This is a genomic window from Tardiphaga sp. (assembly GCF_041424195.1).
In the GTDB taxonomy this organism is placed as follows: domain Bacteria; phylum Pseudomonadota; class Alphaproteobacteria; order Rhizobiales; family Xanthobacteraceae; genus Tardiphaga.
Genome location: NZ_JBGMOE010000174.1, coordinates 14688 through 33814, shown reverse-complemented (window position 1 = coordinate 33814; position 19127 = coordinate 14688). Strand labels below are relative to the sequence as shown.

Annotated in this window: 19 protein-coding genes; 16 read left to right on the top strand and 3 right to left on the bottom strand. The window is 62.5% G+C overall.

All coding sequences use genetic code 11. The features are described from left to right. The first annotated feature begins 66 nt into the window (after positions 1–66). The 11 genes from ACEK02_RS23685 to serS all read left to right on the top strand — a co-directional run bounded on the left by ACEK02_RS23685 (position 67) and on the right by serS (position 11437). On the top strand, positions 67–1281 hold the full coding sequence (locus ACEK02_RS23685) for a deoxyguanosinetriphosphate triphosphohydrolase (protein WP_371423983.1): 1215 nt from the start codon (positions 67–69) through the stop codon (positions 1279–1281). Positions 1282–1447: 166 nt separating this feature from the next. Further along, a complete protein-coding gene (gene argS / locus ACEK02_RS23680; RefSeq protein WP_371423982.1) occupies positions 1448–3241 on the top strand; it encodes an arginine--tRNA ligase in 1794 nt (597 codons plus the stop codon). Between the two features lie 105 nt (positions 3242–3346). Continuing rightward, positions 3347–4822 carry an SPOR domain-containing protein gene (locus tag ACEK02_RS23675; RefSeq protein WP_371423981.1) on the top strand — a complete coding sequence of 492 codons (1476 nt, stop codon included), beginning with the start codon at positions 3347–3349 and terminating at the stop codon, positions 4820–4822. A 46-nt stretch (positions 4823–4868) separates the two neighbouring features. Further along, positions 4869–5894: a beta-N-acetylhexosaminidase gene (gene nagZ / locus ACEK02_RS23670; RefSeq protein WP_371423980.1), complete on the top strand. Its 1026-nt coding sequence runs from the start codon at positions 4869–4871 to the stop codon at positions 5892–5894. Then, positions 5891–6718, top strand: a complete 828-nt coding sequence (locus tag ACEK02_RS23665; RefSeq protein WP_371423979.1) for a ScpA family protein — start codon at positions 5891–5893, stop codon at positions 6716–6718. The genes nagZ and ACEK02_RS23665 overlap by 4 nt, the downstream gene beginning before the upstream one ends. Before the next feature lie 21 nt (positions 6719–6739). Next, a complete protein-coding gene (scpB, locus tag ACEK02_RS23660) occupies positions 6740–7888 on the top strand; it encodes an SMC-Scp complex subunit ScpB (RefSeq protein ID WP_371423978.1) in 1149 nt (382 codons plus the stop codon). A gap of 141 nt (positions 7889–8029) precedes the next feature. Then, on the top strand, positions 8030–8269 hold the full coding sequence (locus tag ACEK02_RS23655) for a twin-arginine translocase TatA/TatE family subunit (RefSeq protein WP_092142544.1): 240 nt from the start codon (positions 8030–8032) through the stop codon (positions 8267–8269). Between the two features lie 84 nt (positions 8270–8353). Further along, complete coding sequence (tatB, locus tag ACEK02_RS23650; RefSeq protein ID WP_371423977.1) at positions 8354–8890, top strand: Sec-independent protein translocase protein TatB; 537 nt, start codon at positions 8354–8356, stop codon at positions 8888–8890. After that, the gene (tatC, locus tag ACEK02_RS23645; protein WP_371423976.1) at positions 8887–9699 is read left to right on the top strand and encodes a twin-arginine translocase subunit TatC; all 813 of its coding nucleotides are present in this window, start codon (positions 8887–8889) and stop codon (positions 9697–9699) included. The genes tatB and tatC overlap by 4 nt, the downstream gene beginning before the upstream one ends. A gap of 67 nt (positions 9700–9766) precedes the next feature. Next, positions 9767–10060 carry a hypothetical protein gene (locus ACEK02_RS23640; protein ID WP_371423975.1) on the top strand — a complete coding sequence of 98 codons (294 nt, stop codon included), beginning with the start codon at positions 9767–9769 and terminating at the stop codon, positions 10058–10060. Positions 10061–10132: 72 nt separating this feature from the next. Beyond that, the gene (gene serS, locus ACEK02_RS23635; RefSeq protein WP_371423974.1) at positions 10133–11437 is read left to right on the top strand and encodes a serine--tRNA ligase; all 1305 of its coding nucleotides are present in this window, start codon (positions 10133–10135) and stop codon (positions 11435–11437) included. 22 nt (positions 11438–11459) lie between these two features. Here the strand turns inward: serS and ACEK02_RS23630 are convergent, their stop codons facing one another. After that, a complete protein-coding gene (locus ACEK02_RS23630) occupies positions 11460–11927 on the bottom strand; it encodes a hypothetical protein (protein WP_371423973.1) in 468 nt (155 codons plus the stop codon). Positions 11928–12218: 291 nt separating this feature from the next. Between ACEK02_RS23630 and surE the strand changes: the two genes are divergently transcribed. Further along, positions 12219–12986, top strand: coding sequence for a 5'/3'-nucleotidase SurE (gene surE / locus ACEK02_RS23625; protein WP_371423972.1), 768 nt, complete (start codon positions 12219–12221; stop codon positions 12984–12986). A 27-nt stretch (positions 12987–13013) separates the two neighbouring features. Here the strand turns inward: surE and ACEK02_RS23620 are convergent, their stop codons facing one another. After that, on the bottom strand, positions 13014–13391 hold the full coding sequence (locus ACEK02_RS23620) for a response regulator (RefSeq protein ID WP_089264477.1): 378 nt from the start codon (positions 13389–13391) through the stop codon (positions 13014–13016). 290 nt (positions 13392–13681) lie between these two features. Here ACEK02_RS23620 and ACEK02_RS23615 point away from each other — a divergent pair, with 290 nt between their 5' ends. Continuing rightward, on the top strand, positions 13682–14332 hold the full coding sequence (locus tag ACEK02_RS23615; RefSeq protein ID WP_371423971.1) for a protein-L-isoaspartate(D-aspartate) O-methyltransferase: 651 nt from the start codon (positions 13682–13684) through the stop codon (positions 14330–14332). A 108-nt stretch (positions 14333–14440) separates the two neighbouring features. Further along, a complete protein-coding gene (locus ACEK02_RS23610) occupies positions 14441–15850 on the top strand; it encodes a peptidoglycan DD-metalloendopeptidase family protein (protein ID WP_371423970.1) in 1410 nt (469 codons plus the stop codon). An 82-nt stretch (positions 15851–15932) separates the two neighbouring features. Here ACEK02_RS23610 and ACEK02_RS23605 read toward each other — a convergent pair whose 3' ends face one another. Continuing rightward, the gene (locus tag ACEK02_RS23605) at positions 15933–16916 is read right to left on the bottom strand and encodes an ATP-binding protein (protein WP_371423969.1); all 984 of its coding nucleotides are present in this window, start codon (positions 16914–16916) and stop codon (positions 15933–15935) included. Positions 16917–17108: 192 nt separating this feature from the next. Here ACEK02_RS23605 and yajC point away from each other — a divergent pair, with 192 nt between their 5' ends. Next, positions 17109–17480, top strand: a complete 372-nt coding sequence (yajC, locus tag ACEK02_RS23600; protein ID WP_149530498.1) for a preprotein translocase subunit YajC — start codon at positions 17109–17111, stop codon at positions 17478–17480. Between the two features lie 44 nt (positions 17481–17524). After that, complete coding sequence (gene secD / locus ACEK02_RS23595; protein WP_371423968.1) at positions 17525–19123, top strand: protein translocase subunit SecD; 1599 nt, start codon at positions 17525–17527, stop codon at positions 19121–19123. Positions 19124–19127: the final 4 nt, after the last annotated feature.

The window sequence follows — 19127 nt, the reverse complement described above, 5'->3', positions numbered from 1 at the left end:
ATCTGCCGCTGCCCATAGTTAAGTGCGGCGGGCTCAGGAATCAATTGGATCAAGGATAAACACGCCGTGTCGGTCGGAATGGCTGCTCCCCGCGCCCCCTATGCCTGCGACCCCGATCGCAGTCGCGGACGGCTATTTTCCGAGGCTCCGAGCCGGACCCGCAGCGCATTTCGCCGGGATTGCGACCGGGTCATCCATTCGACCGCGTTTCGGCGCCTCAAGCACAAGACCCAGGTCTTTGTGTTCCATGAGGGCGATCATTACCGCACAAGGCTCACCCACACGCTGGAAGTGGCGCAGATTGCGCGCGCGGTGGCCCGACAACTGGGCCTCGACGAAGACCTGACCGAGACGCTGGCCTTGGCCCATGACATCGGCCACCCACCGTTTGGTCATGCCGGTGAGCGGGCGCTCGATGCATGCCTCGAAGCTCATGGCGGCTTCGATCACAACGCCCAGACCCTGCGCCTGGTGACGTCGCTTGAGCATCGGTACCCGGAATTCGACGGCCTTAACCTGACCTGGGAGACCCTCGAAGGCATCGTCAAACACAATGGGCCGCTGACGGATGCGTCAGGCGCGCCTGTGGGACGCTATGCCACCCACGGCGTGCCGTTCGGGATCACCGAATACGACCGCACCTTCGATCTGGAACTGTCGAGTTTCGCGTCGCTGGAGGCCCAGGTCGCAGCAATTGCCGATGATATCGCCTATGACGCCCATGACATCGATGACGGCCTGCGCGCCGGTCTGTTCACCGTCGATGACCTCAAGGCAATGGCGCTGACGCAAGGCATGATCGCCGAGATCGACAGGCGCTATCCCGGCCTTGATGAGAGCCGGCGCGGTGCCGAACTGGTGCGCGAGCTGATTTCATATCTGATCGGCGCAGTCGTCGGCGAGACGGAGCAACGACTCGGCGCATTGCGGCCGGAGTCCGCCGAGGACATTCGTCGCTGCGGCCGAAGGCTCGCCGCGTTTCGCGCCGATGCGGCGGAGGCCGAGGCGGGGATCAAGGCCTTTCTCTGGCAGCGGATGTATCGCCATGAACGCGTCATGCGGGTGATGGTCGAGGCCGAATGTCTCGTCACTGATCTGTTCGCGCGCTATCAGCGCTCGCCCGAGGTTCTGCCGGCCGAATGGCTGCCGCCTGAGGGTGCCGAGCCGGAATCAGAGGGCGAGCAGGCGCGCCGGATTGGCAATTTCATCGCCGGAATGACCGACCGGTTTGCCATTACCGAGCATATCCGGCTCTTTGACTCGACCCCCGAATTGCGTTAGGCGATCCCTGTAAGTGCCTTTTGGGGCTACGAAATTTGCGATTTCCAGAAGTCTGTATCTGTTTGAAATCAAACAAGTGCAGCGGAACGCATACGAAACCGCTATCCATCCTTGACGCAATCCAGCCGGGAACAGTCCCGGCGCAAGTTCCGGTTCCTGTACAGTCATGGCCACATCCGCTCCGACCCCGCATCTGTTCGCCAATATGCTCACGCGTGTTCATGCGATCTGCAATGCCCTTACGACCGAGGGCATCCTGCCGACTGGCATCGATCTGTCGCGCATTGTGGTGGAGCCGACCAAGGACGCGTCGCATGGCGACATGGCGAGCAACGCCGCGATGGTGCTGGCGAAGGAAGCCAAAGCCAAGCCGCGCGACCTCGCCGAAGCGATTGCTGCGAAGCTGCGAACGGACGAACTGGTGACTTCCGTCGATGTCGCCGGACCGGGCTTCATCAACCTCACCTTGAAGACCAGCGCATGGGCGAATGCGCTGCGCGCGGTGCTACGCGATGGGGATGCCTATGGCCGCAGCCTCGTCGGCGCCGGCGAGAAGGTGAATGTCGAATATGTCTCCGCCAATCCGACCGGTCCGATGCATGTCGGCCATTGCCGCGGCGCCGTGTTCGGCGATGCGCTGGCGAGCCTGCTGTCGACGGCGGGCTACGACGTCACCCGTGAATACTACATCAACGACGCCGGCGCACAGGTCGACGTCCTCGCGCGCTCGGCGCATCTGCGGTACCGCGAGGCTCTCGGCGAGACCATCGGTGAAATCCCGGAAGGGCTCTATCCAGGGGACTACCTGGTCCCGGTCGGGCAGGCGCTGGCGAAAGAGCACGGCGACGCGCTCAACCAGATGACCGAGGACAAATGGTTGCCGGTCGTGCGGCCAAAGGCCATTTCCACGATGATGGAGATGATCCGCGGCGATCTCGCCGCGCTCAACATCACGCACGAAGTGTTCTTTTCGGAGCGTTCGCTGATCGATGGCGGTACCGACATGGTCGGTGCAACCATCGAATTCCTGCGCGCCAAGGGGGACGTCTATATCGGCCGGCTGCCGCCGCCGAAGGGGAAACCTGTCGACGACTATGAGGACCGTGAGCAGACCCTGTTCCGCGCTACGGCCTATGGCGACGACGTCGATCGTCCGCTGCTGAAGTCGGATGGCGGCTACACGTATTTCGCCTCCGACATCGCCTACCATAAGACCAAGTTCGATCGCGGTTTCCTCAATATGGTCGATGTCTGGGGTGCCGACCACGGCGGCTACATCAAGCGCGTTCAGGCGGCGATCAAGGCGGTGACGGCAGGGAAGGCCGAGCTCGACGTCAAGATCGTGCAGCTGGTGAAACTGCTGCGCAACGGCGAGCCGGTGAAGATGTCGAAGCGCTCGGGTGATTTCGTCACCTTGCGCGAAGTGGTCGACGAGGTCGGTTCCGACGCCGTGCGTTTCATGATGCTGTTCCGCAAGAACGATGCGGTGCTGGATTTCGACCTCGCCAAGGTCATCGAGCAGTCCAAGGACAACCCGGTTTTCTACGTCCAGTACGGTCACGCCCGCGGTCATTCGATCTTCCGTAATGCGCGGGAGATGCTGACCGACCTGCCTCTGGAAACCGGAGCGCGCATTACCTATCTGGAAGACGCGGTGATGGAGCGGCTCGACGATGTTGCCGAGTTGAGCCTGATGCGGCAGTTAGCATTGTACCCACGGATGATCGAATCCGCGGCCGTGGCGCATGAGCCGCACCGCATTGCTTTCTATCTGTATGATCTCGCCAGCGAATTTCATGCGCTCTGGACGCGCGGGCGCGATATGCCTCATTTACGCTTCATTATCACTAATGATGCAGAACTTACCAAAGCGCGATTGGCACTCGTCCAGAGCGTCGTCTCAGTCCTGGCTTCGGGCCTCGCCGTTCTCGGCGTCACCGCACCGGGCGAGATGCGGTAGATTGGGGACGACCGCTCACATGGGGATCTGTGGGTGGTTCTTGATAGCAGCTGTTTCGTTTGAAAAGCGGGTTGGCGGCTTTCCCGAAGGGGATGCGACATCACAATGGCTAATCGATACCAGAACCGACCTTTCCCAGCGGATGACGATTACGGCCGCGACCCTCAATCGCGGACGAACGGCGAGGGCGATCCGCTCGCCGAACTCGCGCGGCTGATCGGGCAAACCGACCCGTTCGCCAGTAACAGCCGTCCGGCGCCCGCGCCACGTCAGGCTGAATCGGCCTATCAGGACGAGCCGGAATATGAGGAAGAACCCGCGCAGCCCGGCCCGCCGCCGTGGATGCAGCGTGCGGCATCCCGTGAGCCGCAGCAGCAGGAATTCGAGAGCCTTCATCCAGTGCAGCGTTACGGTGCTCAGCATCAGGAGCAGCAGCACTCGGAGTCGGAGGCCGATTATCATCAGGCGCCGGGCTTTGCCGCGCGTGCGGACCATCAGGCGCACGACTATCGCGGTCAGTACGATCAGGCTCACGAACACCCCGATCCCGATCGCTACGACGATGCCCTGTATGGCCACGCCGATGGTGCGCAGGCCCAGCATCCGCAGGACGGTCAATACCAGGACGACCCCTACGCCTATCAGGATAGCTATGCCGAGCAGGAAGAAGCGCCGAAGCGTCGCGGTGGCATGGCGACCGTCGCGATCGTGCTCGCGCTCGCCGTTGTCGGTACCGGCGCTGCCTTCGCCTATCGCTCCTTCATGGGATCGTCGCGCACCGGCGAGCCGCCGGTGATCAAGGCCGAGCCTGGTCCGAACAAGATCGTCGCGCCGTCCGCAACGGCCTCTGCTGATGGAAAGCCGATCCAGGATCGTCTCGGTGGCGCAGCCCCCGAGCGGCTGGTGTCGCGCGAAGAGCAGCCGGTCAACGTGCAGGACGCTACCAAGGCTGGTCCGCGCGTGGTGTTTCCGCCGCTGAACCAGAACGCCAACCCGCCATCCACGGCCAGTGTCTCGCCAAGCAACAAGCCCATGGTCGGCAACGGCGCAATGCAGGGCGGCGACGAACCGCGCAAGATCCGCACCTTCGCTGTCAAGGGCGACCAGTCCGACGCCGGGACCACGCCGGCCGCGCGTCAGGCGCCGGCCCGCATCGCAGCTCCGGCTCAGATGCCCGCAACAGCACCTGTCGCGGCACCGCGCGCGACCAATGCCAACGCATCGGTCAACGCCCCGATGTCGCTCTCGCCGCAGGCCGCGCCTCCGGCTGCTCCGGCGCCTTCACGGATGGCCTCGACCAACCCGACCCAGCAAACGGCTCCGGCAGTCTCCGGTGGCTATGTAGTCCAGGTCTCGTCCCAGCGGTCGGAGGGCGATGCGCAGGCATCGTTCCGGGCTCTGCAGGCCAAGTTCCCCTCGGTGCTGGGATCGCGGGCTCCGTTGATCAAGAAGGCCGACCTTGGCGACAAGGGGACCTATTATCGGGCCATGGTCGGGCCGTTCGGTTCGCAGGATGAGGCCTCGCAGGTCTGCGGGAACCTGAAATCGGCTGGCGGACAGTGCGTCGTCCAAAGGAATTAACGGCCGTTTCCTTGACCCTGGGCGTTGATGGGGGCTAATCGGCCCCATGAGCACACGCGCATTCATCACCGGTGTATCTGGGCTGGAACTGACCGCTGAAGAGCGCGCATTTCTGCGCGCCGAGCGACCATGGGGCTTTATCCTCTTCAAGCGTAATATTGATCATCCAGTCCAAGTGGCTCGGCTTGTGGAGGAAATGCGCGGGGCGACCGGAGACATGGATGCGCCGGTCCTGATCGATCAGGAAGGTGGCCGTGTGCAGCGTCTGGGACCGCCGCATTGGCCGGTCTATCCGCCCGGCGCCCTGTTCGGCGCACTCTACGATGCTGATCCGGAGGCGGGCCTCAGAGCGGCCTGGCTGAGTTCACGGCTCATTGCGAGTGACCTTGTGGACCTCGGCATCACCGTGGACTGCCTGCCGCTAGCGGACGTTCCCGTGGCAGGCGCCGATGCCGTGATCGGCAATCGCGCCTACGGCACCGAGCCCGGCAAGGTCGCGATCATCGCTCGGGCCGTGACCGAAGGTCTGTCGCAGGGTGGCATTCTACCGGTCCTGAAACACATTCCCGGCCATGGCCGGGCCACCGCCGATACTCATTTCAAATTGCCGATCGTGGATAACTCGAAGAGTGAGCTCGAAGCTTCTGATTTTGAAGCGTTTCGTCCGCTTTCTGACCTGCCGATGGCGATGACTGCACATGTTGTGTTTAGCGCTCTGGATGCCACCCAGCCGGCCACGACTTCTGCGACAATCATTGAGCAGGTGATTCGCGGCAGTATCGGGTTCCAGGGTTTGTTGATGAGTGATGACGTGTCCATGAACGCCTTGGCGGGATCAATCGCGGAACGGACGCGGGCGATCGTCAGTGCCGGATGCGACATGGTCCTGCATTGCAACGGCAAGCTGGACGAGATGCGCGACGTTGTCAGCGAGACCCCGGTTCTGGCGGGCAAGGCGCTCGAGCGCGCGCAGGCTGCCGTTGCTGCCCGCCGCCAGCCGCAGCCATTCGACCGCGCGGCCGGACGCGCGGAACTGGACGCCTTGATCGCTCGAGCAGGAGCAAGTGCATGAGCGCTGAGATTTTGTCGTTTGAAACTGGACTGCCGGCCGAGGCTGTTCCCGACGACGAGCCGGCGCTGGTCGTCGACGTCGAAGGCTATGAAGGCCCGCTCGATTTGCTGCTCGCGCTTGCACGGCAGCAGAAGGTCGATCTGCACAAGATTTCGATTCTGGCGCTGGCCGACCAATATCTGCTGTTCATCGAAGCGGCCCGGAAGATCCGTCTGGAACTCGCCGCCGACTATCTGGTGATGGCGGCGTGGCTGGCGTTCCTGAAGTCGCGTCTGCTGTTGCCGGACACCACCGTGCCGGGCGAGGGCCCGAGCGCTGAGGATATGGCGACCGCACTGGCCAATCGCCTGCGCCGGCTTGAAGCGATCCGCGAAGCGTCGAACCGACTCATGACCCGTCCGCAGCTCAATCGCGATATCTTCCCGCGCGGCCTTGCCGAGGGAATCGCCGAGATCAAGCATCCGCGCTTCACGGCAACGCTCTATGACCTGTTGTCGGCCTATGCGACCCAGCGTCAGGCCCGCGTACTGACGCGCGTGCATCTGGCCAAGCGCACAGTCTGGTCGCTGAGCGAAGCGCGTGCGTCGCTGGAGCGGCTGGTCGGCATGGCCGAGGATTGGAGCCGTCTCGACGAATATCTGCTGGCTTACGTCGCTGACCCCGCGCAGCGCGCGACGGTGATGGCCTCGAGTTTTGCGGCTGCGCTCGAACTGGTCCGTGAGGGCACGCTCGACCTCAGCCAGAAAGAAGCATTCGCGCCTTTGTATTTCCGCAAGCACATCGCCCAGCCTGTGCAGGTGGGGCCGGAAGTTCCGGCCGAGTAAGTGGAAGAAGGAGATCCAGACATGGCAAGCCTCGCCGAGAAACGCATCGACGATGTCGAGGATCAGATCGTGCAGTCCGAGGGACAATCCGAGGTCCAGTCGGAGGCACGCCCCGAAGAATTGCGCCTGCTTGAAGCGCTGCTGTTTGCGTCCACCGAACCGCTCGACCAGTCGGCGCTGGCCAAGCGCATGCCGGATGGCGTCGACATCAAGGCGGCGCTGGCCCGTTTGCAGGCCGATTACGCCATGCGTGGCGTCAATCTGGTCCGTGTCGCCAACAAGTGGACGTTCCGCACCGCCGGCGACCTGTCCTGGTTGATGACCCGCGAGACCACCGAGACCCGCAAGCTGTCGCGTGCGGCCATCGAAGTGCTCGCCATCGTCGCCTATCATCAGCCGGTGACGCGCGCCGAGATCGAAGATATTCGCGGCGTCATCACCTCCAAGGGCACCCTCGATGTGCTGCTGGAAACGGGCTGGATCAAGCCGCGCGGCCGTCGCAAGACGCCGGGCCGGCCGCTGACCTTCGGCACGACCGAGAGCTTCCTGTCGCAGTTCAGCCTGGAGGCGCTTGGCGATTTGCCCGGTCTCGAGGAACTCAAGGGCACAGGCTTGCTGGACTCGCGTCTGCCATCCGGCTTCAGCGTGCCCAATCCGTCCGACGATCCGACGCTTCGCGAGGACGAGGATCCGTTGGAGGGGGGCGAGCTGGAACTGGCGCTGTCGGCGCCCGATCCGGAATTCCCGGAACTGCAGATCAAGGAACCGGAGGCCGGCGCCGTCGAATTCGCTGGTGAGGCCCAGGCATTTGCCGAGGCCAAGGCTGAATTCGTCGAGGTGGCTGAATTCGCCGAAGTGGCCGAATTGACCGAGACGGCGGATGTCGTCGAGCCTGAGGCCGACGTGGCCGAAGTCGCGGAACTCGAAACCGGTGATCTGGACGTGATCGCGCCCGAGCAGGACGAGACCGAAGCCGAAACGGCCGAGGTCGCAGAGGACGAGTCGGACGAAGACGAAACCGCAGAGCCCGAAACTGCCGAACTCGACGACGATGCGGAAGATTCGGACGACGCTGAAGACGATGACTCCGACGAGGACGATCAGGACGAAGATGAGCCGGATGACGCCGAGCCGGACGCAACCGACCAGGACGACGACCACAAGGGCTGATCGCGGCATTAACGCTCGCGGCATTGCGCCGCGACATCCGCGATTCCACGAGGGTTAAGTCCTTGTTTTTGACACCCCCGCAGCCTACGTTCCGGTCAGATCAGGCTGGGCGACCGGCCGCGTGTTTGGAGGATTAGCAGGATGGGTTCACTCAGCATTTGGCACTGGATCGTCGTGATCGGAGTGGTCCTGCTGTTGTTCGGGCGCGGCAAGATTTCCGACCTGATGGGCGACGTTGCGCAGGGCATCAAGGCCTTCAAGAAGGGCATGGCCGACGATGACAAACCAGCCGACAAGCCGACCGAGCCGGTTCGCACCATCGACCAGACCCCGCCGGCGCCGACCGCCAACCGTACGGACGTGGGCAGCAAGGCTGTCTGAGATCCCGAGGGAATTGTCCTGAGGGTCGAGGAAGCCATTGAAGGAGACGCGGGCGCATCAAGCCCCGCGTGAGCGGAATTTTACATGTTCGACATCGGGTGGAGTGAACTGGTCGTCATCGCGGTCGTCGCGCTGATCGCCATCGGCCCGAAGGAATTGCCCGGCGTGCTGCGCATGGTCGGGCAGTGGATGGGCAAGGCCCGCAGGATGGCCTCGGAATTCCAGGGCCAGTTCAACGAGGCGATGCGCGAAGCCGAAATGGCCGACGTCAAGAAGGCCTTCGACGACGTCAAGGATGCCGCCTCCGGCTTCACCACCAATAACATCATGGCGTCGCTGACCAAGGACGTCAGCGACACCAATTCTTCAGTCGATATGACCATCGACAAGGTCGACAATCTCGATACGCCGCCGGCCGGGCCCACCACGCCGGAGCCGCCGACGCCCGAGACCTTCGTTGAGGCCGAGACGCATGCGCAGGAAATGGCCGTGAACGAGCCGCTGGCCATTACCCGGGAAGTTCAGCCGTCGCCGGTCGATACACACGCTGCCGCCAATGATGGCGCAGCCGCCCCCGACGCGGCCAATCCCGACGTTCTGAAGGACGCCAAAGCGTCATGAGTGCCGAAGATATCGAAGCCTCCAAGGCCCCCTTGATGGACCACCTGATCGAGCTGCGGTCCCGGCTGATCAAGGCGCTGCTCGCATTTGCCGTGGCCTTTATCTTTTGCTTCTTCTTCGCCAAGCAGATTTACAACGTGCTGGTCTGGCCGTTCGTCTGGGTCGCCGGCCCCGAGAACTCGAAATTCATCTACACGGCGCTGCTGGAATACTTTCTGACCCAGCTGAAGCTGGCGATGTTCGGCGCTGGTTTCATCTCATTCCCGATCATTGCCGCGCAGGTCTACATGTTCGTGGCACCCGGCCTCTACAAGCACGAGCGCGGCGCGTTCCTGCCATATCTGATCGCTACGCCGTTCTTCTTCGCGCTGGGCTCGCTGCTGGTGTATTTCCTGGTACTGCCAATGCTGATCCGATTCTCGCTGGGCATGCAGCAGACCGGGAGCTCCGAGACCGCGCAGATCCAGCTGCTGCCGAAAGTCGGCGAATATCTCTCACTAATGATGTCGCTGATCTTTGCCTTCGGCATCGCCTTCCAGCTCCCCGTCATCCTGACACTGCTTGGCCGCATCGGCATCCTCACGTCGAAGCAGCTGCGCGAGAAGCGCCGCTACTTCATCGTCATCGCCTTCGTCATCGCCGCGGTGCTGACGCCGCCCGACGTGATCAGCCAGGCCTCCCTCGCGATCCCGCTGCTGGTGCTCTACGAGGGCTCGATCATTGCCGTCAGCATCGTCGAGAAGAACGCTGCCAAGGCCGCTGCTGCCAAGGCTGCGGAGACCGGCACGGACGTGACACCAGCGGAGTAGGGCGAAGGCGCCTTGCAACTCAGAAACGACAAATCTATCTTTGGTTGTATCTCGGGTTGCAGGGGAGATGGTCGTGGCCTTTGCATTTGATACTCTGAGCTATGCCAAGCGTCTCCGTGAAGCAGGCGTTCCAGTTGGGCAGGCCGAAGCTCATGCCGAGGCAGCCCGCGATTTCATCGTTCCTGCCTCCATCTCAACTTTCGAATTGCTGGCGTCAAAGTCGGACCTGCCGGCGACGGATGTTGATTTGAAGGGTGCTGTAGACAGGATGACCCAGCAAATTACCGTGCGTGTCGGCGGTATCATCATTGCGAGTTTTATCTTCTACGCGTTGGCCGTCCTCGGTTTCTTTGCCAAGTGACGCCTGCCATTTGATGTTCCAAATGTCAGCTATTCGGGGTACTCAGGGCCGCTTTCGCTCAGGAATCCCGCCATGCACGACATCAAATCGATCCGCGACAATCCCGAGGCATTCGACGCTGCGCTGAAGCGGCGGGGACTGGCGCCGCTGTCGGTATCGTTGCTGACGATCGACGAGGCGCGCCGGACTGCGATCCTTGCGTCCGAGCAGGCGCAAGCTCGTCGCAACGCGGCGTCAAAGGAAATCGGCGAAGCCAAGAAGAACAAGGATGAGACGCGCGCCAATGCGTTGATGGCCGAGGTCACCGAGCTCAAGACCACGATGCCCGCGATGGAAGCTGCGGTGAAGGACGCCGAGGATAAGCTCAAGGTTGCGCTTGCCGAAATTCCAAACCTGCCGCTCGACGAAGTGCCGGAAGGCGTCGATGAACATGGCAATGTCGAGCGCCATCACTTCGGCGCCAAGCGCAACTACGCGTTCACGCCAAAGGCGCATTACGATATTGGCGAAGCCATGGGCTTCATGGATTTCGAGGCTGCGGCCAAACTCTCGGGCGCACGCTTCGTCGTGCTGAAGAAGGGCCTTGCACGGCTGGAGCGTGCCATCGGGCAGTTCATGCTCGATTTGCATACGAATGAGCATGGCTACACGGAAGTGAACCCACCGCTTCTGGTTCGCGACGATGCGATGTTTGGCACCGCGCAGCTCCCGAAGTTTCGCGATGATCAATTCGCTGCCGGTGCGATCGGCAATGAGGGACAGGGTTATTGGCTGATCCCGACCGCCGAAGTCCCGCTCACCAACCTCGTCCGTGAATCCATCCTCGACGAAAAGGAACTGCCACTACGCATGACGGCGCTGACGCCGTGTTTCCGTGCAGAAGCCGGCGCAGCGGGTCGTGATACGCGGGGCATGATCCGTCAGCATCAGTTCACCAAGGTCGAGCTGGTCTCGATCACTACGCCCGAAGAGAGTAAGAATGAGCACGAGCGCATGCTGTCCTGCGCCGAGGAAGTGCTGCGCCGGCTTGGCCTGCATTACCGCGTGATGACGCTGTGCACCGGCGATATGGGATTCGCAGCGCAGAAGACCTACGACATCGAGGTCTGGATGCCGGGCCAGGGCGAGGGCGGTGCCTATCGCGAGATTTCATCCTGCTCGGTGTGCGGCGATTTCCAGGCGCGTCGCATGGATGCGCGTTCGCGTGGACCGGACGGCAAGCCGCGCTTCGTACACACGCTAAATGGCTCAGGCACGGCCGTTGGTCGTGCGCTGATCGCCGTGATGGAAAACTATCAGCAGGAAGACGGCTCGATTGCCGTTCCGGATGTGCTGCAGCCCTATATGGGCGGCCTCAAGGTGGTGCAGGCCGGCTAGACCACGTCACGGCCAGCCGCGTTCAGGCGCGGCTGGCGGTCACCAACGCGCATTTGGCTTTCTCGGCTTTTATGTTGACAAAGCCCATATGCGTCATCGGAAACGCCTTACGGCTTTTCATGCTGACGGTCTCCGCGATAACGCGGCGGCGTTCCGTCACATAGCGACCATCCCGGCTGCGGAAGGCACAGGCGATTTCGAGGTCCTTGACCGGATAATCATTGGCGTTGCGGACGGTGAAAGTCATCAGTGCCCGGGAGCCGAAACCACCGCGGCGAAACGATTGGCGGGTCAGGCTGAGACGGTTGAGTTCTGCGGCGTCGGGGACGCTGACGAGTTGCGACGGCGTGGGATTGGCAAAGTCTTCTTCACTCAGTTCGTCAGGCATTGTTGCCACTACCGCCGTATTGAGGGTGAGATCGGGCTTGGTCTCGGCCCATCTGGGAAGCAGCAGCCACCCCGTCAGACCGACAACCGCGATCGCCGGCAATCCGATGATCAACACCCGTTCAAGCTGTCTCGCCATCTCCGTCGTCCTATGGCGCGCTACAACCAAGGCCATCCGGGTCGAGCGCGCATGCTTCTGACGCAATTGGCACTCACCTACCTAAGCTAAAAATCCCGGCGACGTCGAAATGTTCCGGCCCGCGGGAAAAATCGCCTTCGGGACAGCCTCGGCAGCGCATGCGCGGCGCCCAAAATGGGGGTGGCAAAAGGGGGCACATGCTGGCAAAAACCGATGCCGGCCAGCGGCCCTCCCGATCGAAAAGGCACCTCACGAATGCGCATTCTCTGCACCAATGACGACGGCATTCACGCCCCCGGCCTGAAGATCATCGAGCAGATCGCCAAGGAATTGTCGGATGACGTCTGGGTGGTGGCGCCCGAACTCGATCAGTCCGGTGTGTCGCATTCATTGTCGCTGAACGATCCGCTGCGCCTGCGCGAAGTCGGCCCCCGGCACTATGCCGTGCGCGGCACGCCGACTGACTGCGTGATCATGGGCGCGCGGCACATCCTCAAGGATCAGCAACCTGACCTAGTGCTGTCGGGCGTCAACAAGGGCCGCAACGTCGCCGAAGATGTCGTCTATTCCGGCACCATAGCCGGCGCGCTCGAAGGTACCATCCTCGGTTTCCCGTCGGTCGCGCTGAGCCAGGAATTCTCGATGGAAACGCGTCACAACCCGCAATGGGAGACCGCGTTGAAATACGGGCCGGACGTGCTTCGCAAGGTCATCAAGGCGGGCGTGCCAAAGAACACGGTGATCAACGTCAACTTCCCGGCCTGCGCGGCCGACGAGGTGAAGGGCGTCGTCGTCACGCGGCAGGGCAAGCGCAATCAGGGCTTTCTGCGCGTCGATGAGCGGCGCGATGGCCGCAACAATCCGTATTTCTGGATCGGTTTCGAACGCATCGTCGCCGCGGAAGCCCCGCTGGAGGGCACCGATCTCGCAGCCCTTGCTGCGCGCTATGTCTCGGTTACCCCGCTGCGTCTTGATCGCACGGACGATGAATTCTCCGAAGCGCTGACCAAGGCGATGGGCTGAGATTTCGAGATAGGCGAGTGGGGTCGCCTAGACCGCGACGCCCTTGAGCGTCGTGGACAGCACCTGTGCCAGCGTTTCCATCTGGAACGGCTTCTGCAGCGTTGGGCGGTCGCGGAATTCTTCGGGTAGGCCCTGGGCGCCGTAGCCAGTCGCGAAGATGAACGGGCGGTTGCGCGATGCGATCACTTCGGCGACCGGCGAAATCACCTTGCCGTTGACGTTGACGTCGAGGATCGCAATGTCGAACTTGGCAGTACCAGCCAGCTTGATCGCTTCGTTGATGTCACCGGCTTCGGCGGCCACGCTGTAGCCGAGTTCCTCGAGCATATCGGCGACCATCATGCGGATCATGACCTCGTCTTCGACAAGGAAGACGGAGCCGCCCGGCGGGTTCGTTGCAGTCATGGCCGGTTTCCTTGCCCCAATCTTCTGAACAAAATCGCAAATTCTCGGGTTGAACGCAATGTCGACGCATTGCCGTTTTCGTGACCCCAAGACGCATGTTGCGTGTTCGGTGCCAGATAGAGCGAAATCGGATGTGAGCGCCCCGCCCATAACGGGCTAGTATGTTGCTGGTTCCGCGCGCGGAACAATAAAGGTTGTCGTTGGCCTGTCCCGGTTCCGATCGCAGAATACGTCAATCTATCTTTGCTAGATCGATCATGTTTCTAACCTGTGCTGCGTGAGGCATTTCCATGATTACCGTCGGGCAGCCGCCTGAACAAATGGCGTTTCAGCTCGGTTTGCGGCGCCGTGGGATCAGCGATCGGCTGGTGCTGCGCGCAATGGAAGATATTCCGCGTGATCGCTTCGTCGAGCCGAACGATCGTGCCCACGCCTGGCGGGATACGGCCCTGGCCATTGCCTGCGGTCAGACCATCAGCCAGCCCTTCGTGGTGGCCTATATGACCGAACAGCTGCAATTGAATGCCGGTCACCGTGTGCTCGAGGTCGGCACGGGATCGGGCTACCAGGCCGCGATCCTGTCTAAACTCGTCCGCGACGTGCTTAGCATTGAGCGTTATCGCACGCTGGCCGATGCCGCCCGGACCCGGTTGGAGGCGCTCGGCCTCCACAATATCGAGGTCATGCTCGGTGATGGCCTCAACCCGGCTGCCAATCTGGGATCGTTCGACCGGATCATCGTGACCGCTGCCGTGGAGGAGGTGCCCGTGGCGCTGACCGATCGGCTTGCGGAGGACGGTATTCTGGTTGCGCCGGTCGGTCCTCACAATGGCGTCCAGACCTTGGTCCGGATCCACAAAACCGGAGGTGGATTGGAGCGAAAGGACCTCGTGGACGTGCGGTTCGTCCCGGCGCTTCCAGGCATCGCGCGCGAACTCTGAAAAAAAGTTCGTGAGCGACTGTCACGTGTTGGTCGCAAGGTTAAAGGCTTGGTAACGGAGACGGTGTTTACTCAATTCAGTTGTTTGTTGCGTATGAGTGAGTAACCAATGTCCAGCGTTGTCGAGTTGCTTTGCTCGCGCCGCGCTCCGCAAGTTGCGGTGCTGGCGCTGATGTCTATCGGTTTTGCAGGCTGCAGCGCCGACATGCAGACGCGCCTATCTCAGAATCCAAGTTTTGACTCGGGTCAGTCCCGTGGCTTTGGCTGGCAAGGCGAAACCACCGGCTCTGTGCCGCAGCGAGCGCCACGTGCGCCGGTCGAGCGCCAGGAGCTGCCGCAATATCAACGCCCAGCCTATAATCCGCAGCCGCAGTATCAATCTCAGGCTTTGCCGCCGCCGATCTCGGCACCGCAGTCCTATCCGACAACTCGTCCAGTTGCGTCGGCTGCTCCCGTCAGCGGGGGCGGTAGCGGTATGTATACGCCGCCGCCGGCGCGTGCGCCGATCGAAACCACCGGCTCCACGGCGCCGCGCTCGGTTGCAGCAACTAACGGCCTTGCCCGCGACGGCGGCACCTCGATCATCGTCGGCACCAGCGATACGCTCGATGGTCTGGCGAAACGCTACAACGTCTCGTCGGCTGCGATCCTGCAGGCCAATGGCTACAAGGGGCCGCGCGCGCTGTCGCCAGGCCAGTCGCTGATCATTCCGCGCCACGGTAACGCAGCGCCGGCTCCGGCAGTCGCTGCTGCTCCGAGCAAACCTGCCGTCGGCACATCGACCACCCATTTCGTCAATCGCGGCGATACGCTGATGAGCATCTCGCGCCGGAATAACGTGCCGGTCGCCGAACTCGCGCGCGCCAATGGCCTGGCGCCGACTGCCCAGCTGAAGCTCGGTAGCAAGATCACTGTGCCTGCTGCGCGTATGGCTGCCGCTGCTCCCGCAGCAGCACCGCTTGCTGCGCCGGCTCCGGCAGCCGTTGCCGCGGCGCCTGCCGGCGCTGTCACGACCGCGCCGGCGACTCGTGTTGCTGCGACCGAACCCGCACAAAAGGCGCGTCTCGCAAGTGCGACGACCACGCCCGAAGAAGCCACGCCGGAATCGCCGACTAAAGCCGCTGACGCAACCGGCGCTTTGCCGACGTTCCGTTGGCCGGTGCGTGGCCGCGTGGTCACAGGCTACGGCGCCAAGACCAATGGCAAGTCCAATGACGGCATCAACGTCGCCGTGCCCGAAGGCACGCCGATCAAGGCCGCCGAAGATGGCGTCGTTGCCTATTCCGGCAACGAGCTGAAGGGTTACGGCAATCTGGTCCTCGTTCGTCACTCCAACGGCTACGTCACCGCATATGCCCATGCGAGTGAGCTGATGGTGAAGCGTGGCGAGACCATCAAGCGCGGTCAGGTGATCGGCAAGTCCGGCCAGTCCGGTGAAGTGACTTCGCCGCAGCTTCACTTCGAGATCCGCAAGGGATCGTCGCCGGTCGATCCGCTGCAGTTCCTCAACGGAGCGTAAGCGCTTTTGGCTCAGCGAAGTTGCAACAAAAAGGCGCCGCCTCACTGAGGCGGCGCCTTTTTGTTTGACGCGTAGTCGATTGTTATTTCGTCGTCAGCTTCACGCCGAGGCGGCCGGCGAGTTCCTGCACGAACTGCCAGGCGACACGGCCGGATCGCGAGCCGCGGGTGGTCGACCATTCCAACGCGTCGCGTTCCAGCCCGGCAGCATCGGTCTTGATACCGTAGTGGCTGCAATAGCCGCGGACCATGTCGAGATATTCGTCCTGGCTGCATTTATGGAAGCCGAGCCACAAGCCGAAACGATCCGACAGCGACACCTTTTCCTCGACGGCTTCGCCGGGATTGATCGCGGTCGAGCGTTCGTTCTCGATCATCTCGCGCGCCAGCAGATGGCGGCGGTTCGAGGTCGCATAGAGGATCACGTTGTCCGGCCGGCCTTCGATGCCGCCTTCGAGCACGGCCTTGAGCGACTTGTAGGAGGCGTCATTGCCGTCGAAGGAGAGATCGTCGCAGAACACGATGAAATAGAAGTCCGAGGCGCGGATCTGTTCCATCAGCGCGGGCAGGCTTTCGATGTCCTCGCGATGGATCTCGACCAGCTTGAGGCGGCCGGCGACGGATTTGCTGGCATTGACCGAGGCGTGGGCGGCCTTGACCAGCGACGACTTGCCCATTCCGCGCGCGCCCCACAGCAGCGCATTATTGGCGGGCAGGCCGTTGGCGAAGCGCCGGGTGTTCTCGATCAGGGTATCGACCTGCTGGTTGATGCCCTGCAGCAGGCCGATATCGACCCGGCTAACCTTGGGCACCGGCGCAAGGCGGCCGTCGGGATGCCAGATGAAGGCGTCGGCACTGGCCAGAGAATCGGCATTGGAGCGCTTCGGCGCCGCGGCGGCCATGCCCGCGGCAATGGTTTCGAGGGCGAGCGCTATCCGTTCGTCGATCCGGGGGGCGGCGGCTGGTCGCGGACGTTTTGCCGCGGTCGTGCGGACAGTCTTTAACGTGCGGGTCGCGGGGGCCTTTTGGGCGGGGCGGCGGCTTGTTTTATTGGGCTTTTTTGACATTTTCGACTTTCCTCGGCGCGCACCCATATCGAGCCCGGAACACATCCGCAAGCGGTACAAATCGCAGACAAATCAGTGGGTTTACCGGCGTTGCAATTGGGACGCCGGCCGCTATAGTCCGCGCGAATTTGCCCGAACCGGCCGAACGCCGACGCGTCGCCGGTTATTCCCCAGCGTTCACGAGGACTTCCGATGTTTATTACTCCTGCGTTTGCCCAGGCTGCAGCCGGCGGCGACACCAACAGCATGCTGATGTCACTGCTGCCGTTCGCGCTGATCTTCGTGATCATGTATTTCCTGATCCTGCGTCCGCAGCAGAAGAAGGTGAAGGACCACGCCGAGATGGTGAAGAACATCCGCCGCGGCGACACCATCGTCACTTCGGGCGGTCTGGTCGGCAAGGTCACCAAGGTGGTCGATGACGAGCAGGTCGAATTCGAACTCGCCGAAGGCGTTCGTGTGCGCCAGCTCCGTACGATGATCTCGGGTGTGCGCACCAAGGGTGAGCCCGCCAAGGAGAAGGCGGACAAGTCCGAGGCCAAGGACGACTCGACCGCGAGCTGACGCGTCTCCGCGTCGCCATTTCAAGAATCTGACGGGTCATTTCGATGTTGTATTTCACGCGGTGGAAGGCGCTGGCGGTCATTCTGACGGCGCTCGTGGTCTGCCTGTGCGCGGTTCCGAATTTCTTCCCCGAAGCCACCGTGAAAACCTGGCCGAAATGGGCGCAGCGCCATCTGGTGCTGGGCCTCGATCTGCAGGGCGGTTCGCACATCTTGCTCGAAGTGGATGCCAATTCGGTCAAGAAGGACAAGCTCGATCAGGTGCGCGACGACGTTCGCCGTACGCTGCGTGACGCCAAGATCGTCTATACCGGCCTCGGCGTTCGTGGCGACAATGTCGAAGTGCGGATCACCAAGGACACCGACTATCAGACCGCGCTCACCAAGCTGCGCGAGCTGTCGCAGCCGCTCGGCGGCCTGATGGGGCAGAGCGGCCAGCGCAGTCTGGAAGTTACGGACGCCGGCAACGGCCTGATCCGCCTTTCGGTGCCGCCAGCCGCGATCAATGACCGCATTCGCCAGTCGGTCGAACAGTCGATCCAGATCGTGGAGCGCCGCGTCAACGAACTCGGCACCGTCGAACCGCTGATCCAGCGTCAGGGTCTCGACCGTATCCTGGTGCAGGTGCCGGGTCTGCAGGATCCGACCCGCCTCAAGGAATTGCTCGGCAAGACGGCGAAGCTCGACTTCCGCATGGTCGACACCTCGATTCCGGCCGAACAGGCGCAGGGCAGGGTGCCGCCTGATTCCGACCTCCTGATGAGCTCGCAGTCACCGAAGACACCTTATTTGGTGAAGAAGGAAGTACTGGTTTCCGGCGCTGACCTGACCGACGCGCAGCCGGGTTTTGATCAGCGGACCAATGAGCCGATCGTTTCGTTCCGCTTCAACACGTCTGGCGCACGCAAATTCGCAGACGCGACGGTGAAGAACGTCAATCTGCCCTTCGCCATTGTGCTCGACAACGAAGTGGTCTCCGCCCCGGTCATTCGCGAGCCGATCACCGGCGGCTCCGGCCAGATTTCCGGCAGCTTCACGGTGCAGGGCGCCAACGATCTCGCGATCCTGCTGCGTGCCGGCGCGCTGCCTGCGCCGCTCAGCATCATCGAGGAGCGTACCGTTGGCCCCGGCCTCGGCGCCGACTCGATCGCAAAGGGCGAACTCGCCGCCTATGTCGGCTCGATCCTCGTCATTGTCTTCATGCTGCTGACCTACCGCCTGTTCGGCCTGTTCGCCAATATCGCGGTCACCATCAACGTGCTCATGATCTTCGGCATCCTGTCGCTGCTCAACGCCACGCTGACGCTGCCCGGCATCGCCGGCATCGTGCTGACGGTCGGCATCGCCGTGGACTCCAACGTGCTGATCTATGAGCGTATCCGCGAGGAACTCCGCGCCGGCCGCACCGCCATCTCGGCGATCGATGCCGGCTTCAAGCGCGCGCTTGCGACCATTCTGGATTCCAACATCACGACCTTTATTGCGGCTGCGGTGCTGTTCTACATCGGCACCGGACCGGTCCGCGGCTTCGCCGTGACCTTTGGCATCGGCATCATCACGACGGTTTTCACGGCCTTCACCGTGACCCGCCTGATCGTCGCCGGCTGGGTCAGGTGGAAGCGGCCGACCAGCGTGCCGATTTGAGTTT